A 14,900-nucleotide genomic window follows, 5' to 3' on the forward strand; every position below is an offset into this window, starting at 1 on the left:
CCGATTTAGTCACTAAAATATAAAAGTATTCTTTTTGAATGTGTAATGTAAACCAATCTTCTTTAAAATGATTCTCCCACTCATAAAAAAACAGAGCGGGAGTAATCAAACTAACTAATTGATTATAAAGAATTATTTTTTACCATCCTGGGTTTTGCGTTAACTGTTTATTATTATTAATTTCTCTTTGTGGGATTGGAAATAATAAATATTTATCTGTTAACGTAGGGCCATATGAAAATTGGTGACCTACAAAGTTTTCAAAACTTCCAGTGCTAAGGTTTAGAGCTTTTCTTCTTCTTGCCATATCAAACCAATATTTGTTCTCAAATGAAAGTTCGTAGAAACGTTCTTTCCAAATATCTTCTTCTGTAATACTTGCATCATAAAGAGGTAAATTAGCTCTGTCTCTAATTTCGTTTATTGCTGCAAGCACCTCTGTAGTAGGTCCATAAGCTTCAAACCCTGCTTCAGCATATGTTAATAATACTTCAGCATATCTAAAAAACTTCCAACCAAGACTACTTTGCGCAGTTCTTAAAACTGCATCTTCATCAAAATATTTGTAAATATAAGTAGCACTAAAGTCTACCGTTTCATCTGGATTTTCAATAGAAGGATATTCAGTAAAATAAAACTCTTGTTCTTCTAATCGTTTATCTCCAGTTTCATGAGCATCAATAAACTGTTGAGTTGGATATAATGCTCCATATTCATCTGAAAATTGAGAAATCCCTCTTGATCTAGGCAACATCCACGCAGTTAATCCACTAGTTGCAAACCCAATTAAATATTGGTTTTGAAAGATTATCTCTCCAGTATTATTAATACTTGGATCATGTAAATTATCGTAATCTGTAAAAAGGCTATACTTTTTACTATCTATAACTTCTTTAGCTTTATCTGCAGCCAATTTATAGTAATTATCTCCAGCCTGTAGTGGATAACCAGCCATAGTTAGGTATACGCTTGATAATAATGTTTTTGCAGCACCTAAACCAACTCTTCCAGATTCATCAGTAAATGGTAGTCCAGAATTTTCAACATCTTTAAGGTCGGTAACAATTGCATTATATACTTCTTGTTGTGGACTTCTTGCTGGATAAAGTAATTCTGAAGATGCGTCAACAGGTTCTAAAATTAGTGGAACATCTCCAAATAGTCTTACTAAATGAAAATAGTAAAAAGCTCTAATAAATTTAGCTTGCCCAACAAGGTTATCCTTATCGGTTTGTGCCATATCTATTTCAGGAATACGCGCAATTGCCAAGTTTGCATTGGCTATAGCTCTATATGAGTTCTGCCACCAATTTAACGCATATGCATCTTCTGAGTTTGCAGTTAAATTTCGGTATGCGTTGTTAAACTGACTTTGCCCAACTTCTGTATTACATAAACCTGTTGCGAACTCAAGCATCATAAATGGACTCTCTCCATAAGTACCAGAACCGTCACTTACAAATCTTAAAGAAGCATAAAGGGTGTTAATTGCTGATTCTGCTTGTTCTCTAGTTTGAAAATAATTGTCTTGCGTATATTCAGATTCATTTTCTTCAGTTAAAAAATCTGAACAACTACTCACGCCTAATAAAACTAGGCATAAGAGTGCGTTGATATATATTTTTTTTGAAATTTTCATTGCTATCATTTTTTAAGTTTAAAAAGTAAGGTTTACTCCTAAAGTGAATGTTCGAGGTTTAGGATAATCAAAAAATGTGATTCCTTGCGCGAAAGCATCACCATATGTGCTTACTTCAGGATCGTATCCTGTGTAGTCTGTAGCTAAAAAGAAATTTTGTACAGAAGCGTATAGTCTTAATCTTTTTAATTTAAATTTATCTAAAACATCTTGCGAAAAATTATAGCCTAGAATTAGATTTCTACCTCTTATAAAAGATGCATCTTCTACCATTCTAGAATCTATGGTAGATCTATAATATGCGCTTGAAGGTCTGTTTTGTGCAATCATTGTGTTTTGATTGTCTGGTGTCCATCCATCTAAAACAGTTGCATAACTATTTGCTTGTCCTGTTCTGTCTTCTCCAGAGTGTCTAGATAAATTCAACACATCATTTCCATATGAGAATTGAAGATCTACTGTTAGGTCTATATTTTTATATGTAAAGGTGTTAAATAAAGCACCAAATCCTTCAGGATAACCACTTCCTATTATTTTTCTGTCAGCAGCATTTATTTGCCCATCGTCATTTAAGTCTGCATGTTTAATATCTCCAGGTAGAAGGCCATATACTGCTGCTTCTGCAGCTTCGTCGCTCCCCCAAGTTCCTTCTCTTACTAATCCGTAAAATGATCCTACAGACTCTCCAACTCTTAGAATATTTGTGTCAGATAAAAATCCTGGTCCAGGAAAAATATCGTCGTCTTGTTCTCCTAGAGCCAATATTTCATTTTTATTGAAGGAAATATTGAAGGTGGTAGTCCATGAAAAATCTTCCGAACGAATATTAACAGTGTTTAAAGTAAGTTCTAAACCTTTATTTTCCATACTACCAATGTTAGAGTAGATGTTAGAATATCCACTAGATGTTGGCACAGGTGCATTTAATAGCATGTCTGTAGTTTTTTTGTAATAAACATCCGTCTCTAATTCTATTCTGTTATTAAACATACCCAATTCTATACCAGCATCAAATTGTGCTGTTTTTTCCCATTTTAAATCTGGATTTGCTAAAGTTCCGATACCAACACCAGGAAATCTCTCACCTCCAAGAATTGCAGTACTAGATCCTAAACTAGCAAGAGATTGGTAAACCCCAATTTCTGAGTTTCCTGTTTCTCCATAACTTGTTCTAAATTTTAGGTTGGAAATAGTCTCACTGTCTTTTAAGAAATCTTCTTCTGAAACTTTCCAAGCAAATGCAGCCGAAGGAAAGAATGCTCTTTTGTTATCTTCTCCAAACTTAGAAGACCCATCTAAACGACCCGTAATGGTGAATAAATATTTATTCATTAGGCTATAATTAACTCTTCCGAAGAAAGAATTTAGAGTCCATTGATAAACATCTGAATCTGGTGTTAGCGGATTTGCTCCTACTTCTAAATTATTATATTGATAAAAATCGTCTGTAAAACCTCTACTTCCTGCAAAACTATAGAAGTAATCATATTGTTGCCAGCTTAAACCTCCCATGGCATTAATCCTATGGTTCTCATTGATTTCATAATCATAAGTAAGAAAGTTCTCAAACTGCCAGTAATTAGTTCTAGTATTTCTTATAGTAGCTTCCCCTTGAAAGTTAGCACTTAAGTTGTTTAGTTCTCTACCAGAATAGAAATTATCTTGCGTATTATTAATATTCGCTCCAATACTAGTTCTTAACTGTAGATTTTTTGCAATATCTATATTAGCATAAACGTCTCCTAAGAAAGTTTGAGTCTTTAAGATGTTTGTTCTGTTTAAAAGAATATTGACTGGGTTTTCTCCACCTTCCATGTTTGGATAATCTGCATTTGTACCATAATCTCCACTAGGATATTTTACTGGCACAATAGGAAGCGTTTCCACCATCATTCTTAAAGCTGTTAAACCACCAACACCGCCATCAACTCTGTTTTCTTCTATATGGTTGAATGTAAAACTACCTCCAACTTTTAGCCAATCTTTAACCTGACCGTCTAATACTAATCTTCCAGAATATCTTTTTAAATATGATTCTAAAAGAACACCTTCTTGATCCGAATGATTTAAATATAAACCATATGATGTTTTTTCATCTCCTCCTGTAAACGATAGGTTATGGTTTTGAGTTATAGCAGTTCTAGTAGCTTCTTCTTGCCAATCTGTATCGTATAAAGGGTTTCCGTTAGCATCAAATAATGTACGGTCGTTTCTATAGTTCATTGGGTTTTCATATTTCCCATTTGCCCAACCTACTGGATCATATTTTTGAGCATTGTTGTAAGAATTCATTTCTACTTGTAAAAACTCTTCAGAGTTTAATACATCTAGCTTTCTTACCATTTCTCCAATACTAATAAAAGAATCAAAACTTACCTGACCTCCAGTTTTAGAACCTCTTTTAGTAGTTACAATAATAACTCCATTAGCACCTCGTGCACCATAAATAGCAGTAGCAGAAGCATCTTTTAAAACCTCCATCGACTTAATGTCGTTCGGATTTAAATAGTTAATCGGTCCAGCGCCAATTACTCCATCTACAACATATAAAGGAGAGTTGTTAGCGTTAATTGAGTTGTTACCTCGAATTCTAACGTTAGTATTTCCACCTGGTCTCCCTGAATTTGAAGAAACATTAACACCCGCTGCCTTACCAGCTAATGCTTGTTCAGGATTTGTAGTAGGCATTTCTTGTATTGATTCACTACTAATTGTAGAAACCGACCCTGTTAAATCCGATTTTCTTTGCGTACCATAACCAATCACAACCACTTCATCTAAAGCTTGTGTGTCACTTTGAAGTATTGCATTAATGGTAGATTGTCCCCCAACAGGAACTTCTTTTGTTTTAAAACTGATAAAACTAAAAACTAATACGGCGTCGTTAGGCACATCGCTTAGTTCATAATTTCCATCAAAATCTGTTTGTGTTCCGTTTGTTGTTCCTTTTACCAAAACATTGGCCCCAGGCAATGGACCGTTTTCATCAGAAACAGTTCCAGAAACTGTTTGTGCTTGTGTGTATCCAAAGCATATAAATGCTATTGGCAACACTAACCTTTTAAATAAATTAGTTTTCATAAATACAGTTAGTTTATAATTAATTTTATACTAAAACGATTTATTAATTAAAGAAAAAACAATGCTAAAACTTAGCTAAGACAAATAGCTAAAACGTTTTAGCAATACGTTTAAAAAAATAGAAATGATTTTATCTCTATAAGTTTCAATTAATAAATTGCATAATATACCCGCTATATTACAAAAAATATGACATTCCTACAAAATAAAACATATTATTTTAAGAAATAAGTAATTTAATATGTGGGTAATTCTGATTAATAATAGAAGGCTAGACCTACATTTTTAAATAGAAATCTTTTGTAAGTGCTATGTATTCTGGGGTGTATACATGCCTTTCGGTTTCTATAATTAATTCAGAATAAGTAGATGAAACGTTTTTAAATGAAAGCTCTAAAAGTGTTCTTTTTATTTCTGAAGTAGGGTTTCCTTTTACACGGGTAATACTTAAAGGGAAGAGGCTGTTAGCTTTGGCAATTTCAAGAAAATAACTTTCTTCTTTATAAGGTAAAATAACATTGAATGTTCCATTTGGACTTAATAATTTAGCAGCTCCAGAAATTAATTCTTCAAAAGGGAGTGAAAAATTAAATCTAGCTTTGTCTCTCTGCTCATTTTCTGTTGTATAATTTTCAGTATAAAATGGCGGATTGGAAAGTATCAAATCGTATGTGTCGTCTATTTCTGCAACAAACTCATCAAAACCTGCATGGTAGCAAAATAAACGATCTCCCCATGGAGAAGCTTCTAAATTATCAACACATTGCTCGTAAGTAGCATCGTCAATTTCAAGAGCATCTATTAATTCCGCAGTGCTTCTCTGAGCCATCATTAATGTTAATAAACCTGTTCCTGCTCCAATATCGAGAATAGAATTTGGTTCTTGAGCTAATGAAACCCAAGCACCTAGCAACACTCCATCGGTGCCAACTTTCATTGCACACCTGTCTTGTTGGATTGTAAATTCTTTAAATTGAAATGGTTTATTTGACATATAAAACGAACATTGAGACTCGCAAAATTAGTAGCAACTTATAAATATAAATCTATAAGTCCTTCTGGAGTATTTACAATTATTTGTTTATTCTCGCGATCTACTTTTTCGATAAACTCATCGTTCATCGGAATTAAAATTTGTTTGCCATTGTTCTCTACTTCAAATAGTGCTTGAGCAGTATTATCGTTTACAGAAACAATAGTTCCAACTACTCCATAATTGTTATCCTTCATAGAGAAACCAATAATTTCATGGAAATAAAATTGATTTCCAGATAATTTTGGTAAAAACGCTAAAGGTAAATAGAGTTCACTCTTTAAAATAGCATCAGCTTCGGCTTCTGTGTCTACATCTTCTAATCGCATTCTTAATAATTGCGACTTATGAAGGGAAGATTTTTCTATAAAAAAAGGAACCAGATTATTGCCATGGGCAATAAATACTGATTCCAAATTTTCGTAGAGTTTAGGTTCGTCGGTATCAAGCTTTGCTAATACCTCGCCCTTAAAGCCGTACTTTTTAACTATTTTGCCGAGATAGAAGCATTCTTCTTTTCTCATGAAAATAATATATTAAGCGTCTGCTTTGTTTTCTTCTTCTGCTTCTGCTGCAGGCTCTTCAGCTTGTGCCTCTGCTTCTGGAGCAGCTTCTTCAGCTACTTCTTCTTCAGCTGGAGCTTCTGCTGCTGCTGCAATACGCTTCTCATTAATTTCTTTTTCTGCTTCAAAAGCTTTAGCTTTAGCTTCTTCTTTAGCTTTTTCTAAATCTCCTTTTTTAGCATCAACTTTTCCAGTTTTCTCTTCAACCCAAGCTTCAAATTTCTTTTGAGCTTCTTCTTCAGTTAAAGCTCCTTTTGCTACACCTCCTAATAAGTGGTGTTTCAATAAAACTCCTTTGTAAGATAAAATTCTTTTTGCAGTATCAGTAGGTTGTGCACCATTCTGAAGCCACTTTACAGAACCATCAACATCTAAGTCTATTTGAGCTGGATTTGTGTTTGGATTGTAAGTTCCTAATTTTTCAAGAAATTTACCGTCTCTTTTTGCGCGAGCATCTGCCGCTACTACCCAATAAAAAGGTTTTCCTTTTTTACCGTGTCTTTGTAATCTAATTTTTACTGGCATAATCCATTAATTAGCGGGGTTCTCGACCCCTATTATTAATAATAATTTGCTTGCCTTATGGCTTAAGCGGGTGCAAATATAAGCTATTTCTTTAATACAAATAATAAATAATTTAATTTTTTACAACTTTAAAGAGATGCTAACTTATTGTGTATAAAACTTTAAAAGGTGATGGAATAGTGAAATTGCTTTAAACAATAGTATTTGTGACTATTAAGAACAATTAATGTAACGTATAACTTCAACTTTTATATTCTTTGATTGATAATATAATTGTTACTAAGATGCAGTACAAAGGATAAAATAGACGATTCATCGTAATTATATGATATTAGTAGAAAATAATGATTCTTATTGAAATTATTTTCGTAGATTTTCTTGAGTTTAAAAAATAGATAACTCTGCTTTCACCCCATTTTAAAATATTAAAGAATTAATAGTATAAGAAAGCGTAAAGTATTTACACCCATTAAAAAAGTAAGAACATGGAAACTTCAAAGTTAAAAGATTTAATTCTAACATTTTTTGTTGCAGTATTAATAATTACATCTGCTAGCGCACAAATAGAGAATACCCCATTAGGTGTTACTTCTGAAGTTCTTAAAACCCTAAAAGTGTCAGATATTGTTATCCCTGAAGGCAATAAACCCATAGAATGTAGAGGTTTACGATTGAGACGTTTAGATGTTGTTCCAGGAGGTAAAATACCCGTACATAGTCATGAAAATCGTCCAGCAATTTTAAGTATTGTAAGTGGTGAAGGAATGGATGTAAGTAGTTATAGTATGGAGGATGAGGATGAGGAAAAGCTTGTAACGGTTCCTTATGCTACATCTTATGCAGAATTTAATGGAATTGTTCATTATGCGGTAAATTTATCTAGTAGTGATACTCTTAAGTTAATTACTTTCGATTTTTTAGATAATGGCTCGCTTTGTAACGGAAATATATATGCTGAAAAATTAGAGCTTTTTGATAAATTAAAAACTGAAGAAAATCCGTTTTATATAAACAACTCAACTCATGTAGAAGGCGCAGAAGTAAGTACATCTATATTTTATGTTCCACTTTCAGATATTAATTTTCCAGAAGGTTCTACTACTTTAAACGAGCGAACATTACGCACTAGAAAAATTAAAATTAAATCTGGAGACTCTCTTCCTGAGCAAAACTATCTCAACAGACCTACTTATATATATGTATTGGAAGGAGCCTTAGAAATTCAAAAAAATAAATTCGTAAAAGAAATAATACAATCGGGTGGTGCTTCCAAATTAATTAACCATGGTAATGCAACCATTCATAATACTTCTACTACCCAAAAAGTAATATATATTACAATGGAACTTTGGGATCCAACAGAGGAAGATGTTCTGTAGGAAACTCCCTCGGAACAAGATCACGAGGTATTCAAAGGAAACAAATTAAACCCATTTCGATGCAGAGTACTTCGGCAAACTCAGCACAGGCTCTGAGGAATTAAACCCTAAATGAGGGATTAAAAGGAAAAGCTAAAAAATATTTCGTATCAATCCCTTCGGAAAACTCAGGACAGGTTTTGGAGCATTCAAATCTCGATTATCAAGTAACAACAGGAACTCATAAGTTATATGAAGACAAATTATTGTGAAAAAATAGGATATACAATTGCGGTACTAGGTACAGCAACAATTTTAATTTGGATAGGCTTATTTAAGTTTACGGAAACAGAAGCAAAAGCCATCGAAAATTTAGTGGCTAATCACCCGATGATGAATATTTTTTATTCATTTTTTTCCATCCAAGAAACCTCTATTATTATAGGTATAATGGAAATTATTACAGCTCTGGGATTAATTCTCTCTTTTTGGAGTAAAAAAGCAGGAGTTATAGCTGGAACATTAACAACGCTAACTTTTTTAACTACACTTAGCTTTTTATATACTACTCCTAATACTTGGAAATTTGTGGATGATTTTTTTGTTACAAATTTCTTTATACTAAAAGACCTTCCAATATTTGGGATAGGACTCATAGTATTGGGGAAAAGTTTAAATAAATCCAAGAATAGTAATCGTAGAGGCGTGTATTAAATACAGCCATTTTTAGGTATTTGAATTGTATTTAACTAAAACCTTTCAATTTTATATAATTTATTGATTGTAAAAAAATAGTTTAATAATAATGTAAAAAATACTTCATAATGTGAAATATTTTATCTATATTAGTACGTATATATACCTCACGTCTTTATAATTTAATTTTTATATAATATTTGGTGGTAAAGAAACCATCCCCCCATGCTACTAACGTTGCAAGCTAAATATTGTAACTATTTTGATTAATTCCAAAGTCCAGATGTTTCTGGACTTTTTTTGTATTTTATTTCATTAATGTCAGAAAAAAAATGCAAGACCGCTTCGCTATATGAACAAAGACTAAATATTAACTATCATAAAATAAGTAGTTTAAAGAAATAACATCTCTAAAATCTTCTTTTTATTCATTTTTATTAATAGCAAGGGCTCTTTTTTTAAAGCCTCATATAAGACTTGATATAACAGAAGTTTAATAAATTCTATATATTTTAAAAGGATAGCAATGATTACCTTTATACAATCCACAGGAATTTTATGAAATAGATAAAATGACAAAAAGAAAGTATCGAGATATTAGTACGGAGGGGAATATTAAGTTTTCTGGAATTACACTTAAAGAACCCGAAACATATGCGGCAGGATTTAAAGCTGTGAAAGTAGCTTTGAAACATGCTTTTAAAGAAATGGGCATTACTCGTCCGTTAGGAGCACTTTCCCATATGAATCAAAAGGGAGGTTTTGATTGCCCAAGTTGCGCCTGGCCTGACCCAGAGCATCGTTCAAAATTAGGGGAGTATTGTGAAAACGGTGCGAAAGCGCTAGCAGAAGAAGCTACTACCAAGCGTGTAAATACTGATTTTTTTAAAAAATATGCTGTTGAAGAACTCTCCACATGGACAGATTATGAAATTGGAAAAAGTGGCCGTATTGAAACACCTATGTTTTTAGATACTGAAAGTTCTAATTATACACCTATTTCATGGCAGGATGCTTTTAATATTGTAGCTGAAGAGTTACAGCTACTTAATTCTCCAGATGAAGCTATTTTTTATACCTCTGGAAGGTCTAGTAATGAAGCTGCCTTTTTATACGGACTTTTTGCACGTGCTTTTGGAACTAACAATATGCCCGATTGTTCCAATATGTGTCATGAGTCAAGCGGCGTAGCATTAGGTGAAACACTAGGTATCGGAAAGGGTTCTGTAAAACTTGAAGATTTATATAAAGCTGAGGTTATTATGGTGATTGGGCAAAATCCAGGTACAAATCATCCTCGAATGTTATCTGCATTAGAAAAATGTAAAAATAATGGCGGCCATATAATAAGTGTAAATCCTTTGGAAGAAGCTGGTCTAACACGGTTTAAAAATCCGCAGGAAGTAAACGGATTTTTTTCAGGAACTGCTATAAGCAATATCCATCTTCCTGTAAAAATTAATGGAGATGTAGCATTATTAAAGCTAATCATGAAAAAATTAGCCATTCTGGATGAAGGTAATAAGGAGGTTTTTGATCATCATTTTATTGAAAAATATACTGCAGGATATCAATCTTTTATAAATCATTTAAATCAATTTTCAGAAGAAGAACTTTTAAATCAATGTGGAGTTAACGAGGGTTTAATAAATCAAACTGTTGCGTTATTAGCAAAAAATAAGAAAATTATTATATGCTGGGCAATGGGACTTACACAACATAAAAATGGAGTTGAAAATATCCAAGAATGTGTAAATTTATTATTGCTGAAGGGGAGTTTAGGGAAACCTGGTGCAGGCACATGCCCTGTTCGGGGGCATAGCAATGTACAAGGAGATCGAACGGTTGGGATTATGCATTTTGTGAATGAAAAATTAAATGAAAATATTAAAAAAACATTTTTATTTGACGCACCAACCAAAGAAGGTTTTGATACCGTAAAAGCTATTAAAGCAATGCATGAAGAACGTGCAAAAGTGTTTGTAGCCTTGGGAGGAAATTTTTTATCTGCAGCCTCAGATACTAATTATACAGCCACGGCATTACAAAACTGTAATCTTACGGTGCATATAAGCACAAAATTAAATCGGTCGCATCTGGTTCCAGGAAAGAAAGCATTGATTTTACCAACGCTAGGTCGGTCTGAACAAGATAAAAAAAATGGAACTTCTCGTTTTTTAACAGTTGAAAATAGTATGGGTAAAGTTCATCAAACTAAAGGAATTTTAAAGCCTGCCTCGAGTAATTTAAAGAGCGAGCCTGAAATAATTGGAGGGATTGCAAATGCTTATTTTAAAGGAGAACATCCTGTAAATTGGCTAGAATTAAGCGCAAATTACCATTTGATTAGAGAAAAAATGGGAGCTGTACTTTCTGGTTTTAAAAAGGTCTCAGAAAAAAGTGAAGCAGGGGGTTACTATCTTCCAAATAATGTTAGAGAATTAGATTTTAGTATGCTTCCACAGGGAAAAGCGCAATTTACCAATTGCAATTTACCGTTGCATAATTTAAATGAAAATGAATTTCTATTGATGACTATTCGTTCACACGACCAATTTAATACTACAATTTATGGGCTTAACGACCGTTATCGAGGGATTTACAATGAGAGACGTGTTGTTTTGATGAATGAAGAGGACATGAAAAAGCATCAATTAAAGAAACTTGATATTGTAGATTTAATTAGTAATTATGATGGTATTGAACGTATTGCAAAACAATTCTTAGTAGTTCCGTATAAAATTCCGAAGCAAAATTTAGCAGCTTATTTTCCTGAAACAAATGTGTTGATTCCTATTAATCAATATGCCGATAAAAGTTATACCCCCATTAGCAAGTCTATAAAAGTAAGTATTAAAAAAGCGAAGTAATTTTTTCTGAAACAATACCTTTGCATTATGGCTGGAATTTATATTCATATCCCGTTTTGCAAGCAAGCTTGCCATTATTGCGATTTTCATTTTTCAACTTCTATGAAAAAGAAAACAGCTATGGTAGAAGCTTTAGAGAAGGAATTAATACTCCGAAAGAATGAAATTAATGAGCCAATAGAAACCATTTATTTTGGTGGGGGAACGCCAAGTGTACTTTCGGTAGCAGAAATTAATTTATTGATAGCCGCTGTTTATCATCATTTTGACGTGGCCGAAAATCCAGAAATTACCTTAGAAGCCAATCCAGACGACCTGGATAAAGAAAAAATTATTGCCCTTGCTCAAACACTTGTTAACCGACTCAGTATCGGGATTCAGTCTTTTTTTGAAGAAGATTTGAAGTTGATGAACAGAGCGCATAATGCGCAAGAGGCAATAAATTGTTTAGAAACTGCCACACAATATTTTAGTAACATCTCAATAGATTTAATTTACGGCATTCAGCATATGTCGCCTGAACATTGGAAGGAAAATATTGCAACCGCATTGTCGTTTAATATTCCGCACATTTCTAGTTATGCTCTTACTGTTGAACCCAAAACTGCATTGGCAAAATTTATTGAAAAAGGGATTATAGAGGATGTTGATGACGCCTTAGCGCAACAACACTTCAACATCCTTACCGAGACACTTGAAAAAAACAATTTTGTGCATTATGAACTGTCCAATTTTGGAAAGGAAGGTTTTTTTAGTAAAAATAATACCGCTTATTGGCTCGGTAAAAAATACCTTGGTATTGGTCCCTCAGCACATAGTTTTGACGGCAATAATAGAAGTTGGAATATAAATAATAACAGTAAATACATACAAATAATTACGGAGAATAAATTGCCTAGCGAAGTAGAAAATCTTTCGGTAACAGATAGATATAATGAAGCGGTTATGACTGGACTAAGAACGGTTTGGGGTGTTTCTTTAAAAAAAATAACCGAGGATTTTGGTGAAAATTATGTAGCTTACCTTTTAAAACAAGCCAAAAAATATCTTGAAAAAGAACTTTTAATAATTACAGACGAGGCTTCTGGTAAGACATTAAAAGCCACTCAAAAAGGAAAATTTCTTACCGATGGAATTGCTTCAGATTTATTTATAATTGATGAAATTTAATGAAGAGCATTATTCAATATAAAAACAAAAATTACACAATAGATTTTTCTGCACCTATTGATATTTCTATTCCGTTAAAAGGCGATGATAGCAATCCTAATGCATGGTATGTACCTGCTCCTGAAATAAAACCTGTAACTACCAAAGATTTTATAGGAAGTGTAAAAAGTGGGGCTTCTACTAATTTTAACAACATCTTTTTTAATCCGCATGCACATGGAACACATACCGAATGTGTTGGGCATATTACCAAAGATTTTTATAGTGTAAACGACGTTTTAAAACAGTTTTTTTTCTTAGCTGAAGTTATTTCCATAACTCCCGAAAAAGTAGGAGACGATTTTGTGATTCAAAAGCATCAGTTAGGAACGGTTTTAAAAGACACCACCGCAGAAGCCCTTGTTATTAGAACATTTCCTAATTCTGAAGAAAAATTATCAAAACATTATTCGCATACCAATCCGCCATATCTTTCTGAAGAAACCGCTATATTTATTCGAGAATCTGGCATTAAGCATTTGCTAATAGATTTACCATCGGTTGATAAAGAAAAAGACGATGGAAAATTATTGGCTCATAAAGCTTTTTGGAGTTATGATGAGGAATTAAGGCTAGATGCTACCATTACTGAGTTTATTTTTATACCCAATTTGGTAGTTGACGGCTTGTATTTTTTAAACCTACAAATAGTTTCGTTTGTTAACGATGCTTCTCCCAGTAAACCTATTTTATATAAAATTTTAGATACACAGTAAAATGATTGTTTGGATATTCCATCTCCCCCTTGAAAAACAATAAAAATATACTGATGAAATCCTCACAGAGAGATTTAATATAGACAAGGCAAATGCCTCCACAAAAGGGGAAATAAATCAAAAGATTTTAATAGGTAATGATTTTTTACTTAATTATATAAAATCATATAAATAAATTGTTTAACTTAAGTTTATTTATGTGTTAGCAACAAGCTGAAAACAAAAAAAGGAACTCAATTAAGAATTCCTTTTTTAAATCTTCTACTTGATTACGTTCCAGTAAAGGAAGAGGCTTTATCAAGTCTATATGATGCAAATATACAAATAAATTTTCGATATTGCGCAATATATGAGAAATGAATTAAGAAATAAATATTTATCGAGACCAAGACATAATAGATACCTCAATGCGACTGGTAATGACAAGAATCGAGCAAAAAGATTATATAATGCTAACATAAAATTAGCACAAGCTACACATCCCACCTTAACTCAATTTGAAGTTGTCTTAAGAAATAGTTTAAATCTTCAACTTTCGAGCCATTTTGTTGATACCGATTGGATTATTAATCAAAAAAATGGTTTTATGAGAAACAATTCATTACGTCATTCGAACTTTTTCTTAAAACGTTCGGTTCAAAAGACCGAGGATAAATTGACAAGAAGAGGAATTCCAATTACAAGTGGAAAGATAATATCTGACCAAACTTTTGGTTTCTGGATAGCATTATTTCTTGGACACCACTACTCTCTTATTGCGGGCGAACCAATTCATATATTTGTGAATAAACCAGCCACAGAAGATAGGGCAAGTATTTATTCGAAATTGGACGACATACGAAATTTTAGAAATAGAGTTAACCATTGTGAGCCACTATGTTTTGTTGGGAATAATATTGATTGCGTTGAAGTTCTGAACATAAGAACAAAACTTTATCAACTTATAGAATGGATAGAACCCGAATTAATTCCATTTTTTGAGAGTATTGATAATATCCAAAGTAAGGTAGATAACATAATGAGAATATAAAAGCCAGTTGCTAACAAAGATGGTAACCGTTGCACAACTCTAAATTTAGAAGAAAAGAGGATTATCCTAATTTTCAGTAATAGATAAGTTGTTGTTTTCTAAGCATATGTAATTTTCAAGAACTGCTTTTAATTAGAAATTTGATTAAAAAAGAGCTTGTGCAACAGTCACAATGTATAA

General features: G+C 32.7%; 11 protein-coding genes. 6 read left to right on the forward strand and 5 right to left on the reverse strand.

All coding sequences use genetic code 11. The features are described from left to right. Positions 1-139: 139 nt before the first annotated feature. The 5 genes from AC13CQ_RS01870 to AC13CQ_RS01890 all read right to left on the reverse strand — a co-directional run bounded on the left by AC13CQ_RS01870 (position 140) and on the right by AC13CQ_RS01890 (position 6,841). Entirely contained in the window at positions 140-1,639 is a 1,500-nt protein-coding gene (locus AC13CQ_RS01870) for a RagB/SusD family nutrient uptake outer membrane protein (RefSeq protein ID WP_008611431.1), read from the reverse strand. A gap of 18 nt (positions 1,640-1,657) precedes the next feature. Further along, complete coding sequence (locus tag AC13CQ_RS01875; RefSeq protein WP_008611432.1) at positions 1,658-4,720, reverse strand: SusC/RagA family TonB-linked outer membrane protein; 3,063 nt, start codon at positions 4,718-4,720, stop codon at positions 1,658-1,660. 277 nt (positions 4,721-4,997) lie between these two features. Further along, the gene (locus AC13CQ_RS01880) at positions 4,998-5,714 is read right to left on the reverse strand and encodes a tRNA1(Val) (adenine(37)-N6)-methyltransferase (RefSeq protein WP_474507187.1); all 717 of its coding nucleotides are present in this window, start codon (positions 5,712-5,714) and stop codon (positions 4,998-5,000) included. A gap of 38 nt (positions 5,715-5,752) precedes the next feature. After that, the gene (gene rimM / locus AC13CQ_RS01885) at positions 5,753-6,277 is read right to left on the reverse strand and encodes a ribosome maturation factor RimM (protein WP_456868044.1); all 525 of its coding nucleotides are present in this window, start codon (positions 6,275-6,277) and stop codon (positions 5,753-5,755) included. Positions 6,278-6,289: 12 nt separating this feature from the next. Next, positions 6,290-6,841, reverse strand: a complete 552-nt coding sequence (locus AC13CQ_RS01890; RefSeq protein WP_474507188.1) for a 30S ribosomal protein S16 — start codon at positions 6,839-6,841, stop codon at positions 6,290-6,292. 485 nt (positions 6,842-7,326) lie between these two features. On the opposite strand from AC13CQ_RS01890, the gene AC13CQ_RS01895 reads away from it, so the two are divergent. From AC13CQ_RS01895 to AC13CQ_RS01920, 6 genes are all read left to right on the forward strand, one after another. Continuing rightward, positions 7,327-8,220 (forward strand): cupin domain-containing protein, encoded by an 894-nt coding sequence (locus AC13CQ_RS01895; protein WP_482882690.1) that lies wholly within the window; start codon positions 7,327-7,329, stop codon positions 8,218-8,220. 231 nt (positions 8,221-8,451) lie between these two features. Next, positions 8,452-8,913, forward strand: a complete 462-nt coding sequence (locus tag AC13CQ_RS01900) for a DUF417 family protein (protein ID WP_008611438.1) — start codon at positions 8,452-8,454, stop codon at positions 8,911-8,913. Between the two features lie 554 nt (positions 8,914-9,467). Continuing rightward, positions 9,468-11,765 carry an FdhF/YdeP family oxidoreductase gene (locus tag AC13CQ_RS01905; protein ID WP_474507190.1) on the forward strand — a complete coding sequence of 766 codons (2,298 nt, stop codon included), beginning with the start codon at positions 9,468-9,470 and terminating at the stop codon, positions 11,763-11,765. 27 nt (positions 11,766-11,792) lie between these two features. Next, positions 11,793-12,935, forward strand: coding sequence for a radical SAM family heme chaperone HemW (hemW, locus tag AC13CQ_RS01910; protein ID WP_008611441.1), 1,143 nt, complete (start codon positions 11,793-11,795; stop codon positions 12,933-12,935). Then, positions 12,935-13,690 carry a cyclase family protein gene (locus AC13CQ_RS01915; protein ID WP_474507191.1) on the forward strand — a complete coding sequence of 252 codons (756 nt, stop codon included), beginning with the start codon at positions 12,935-12,937 and terminating at the stop codon, positions 13,688-13,690. The genes hemW and AC13CQ_RS01915 overlap by 1 nt, the downstream gene beginning before the upstream one ends. 586 nt (positions 13,691-14,276) lie before the next feature. Further along, positions 14,277-14,720 (forward strand): hypothetical protein, encoded by a 444-nt coding sequence (locus tag AC13CQ_RS01920; protein ID WP_456868052.1) that lies wholly within the window; start codon positions 14,277-14,279, stop codon positions 14,718-14,720. Positions 14,721-14,900: the final 180 nt, after the last annotated feature.

The organism is Galbibacter sp. L-19 (assembly GCF_056857615.1).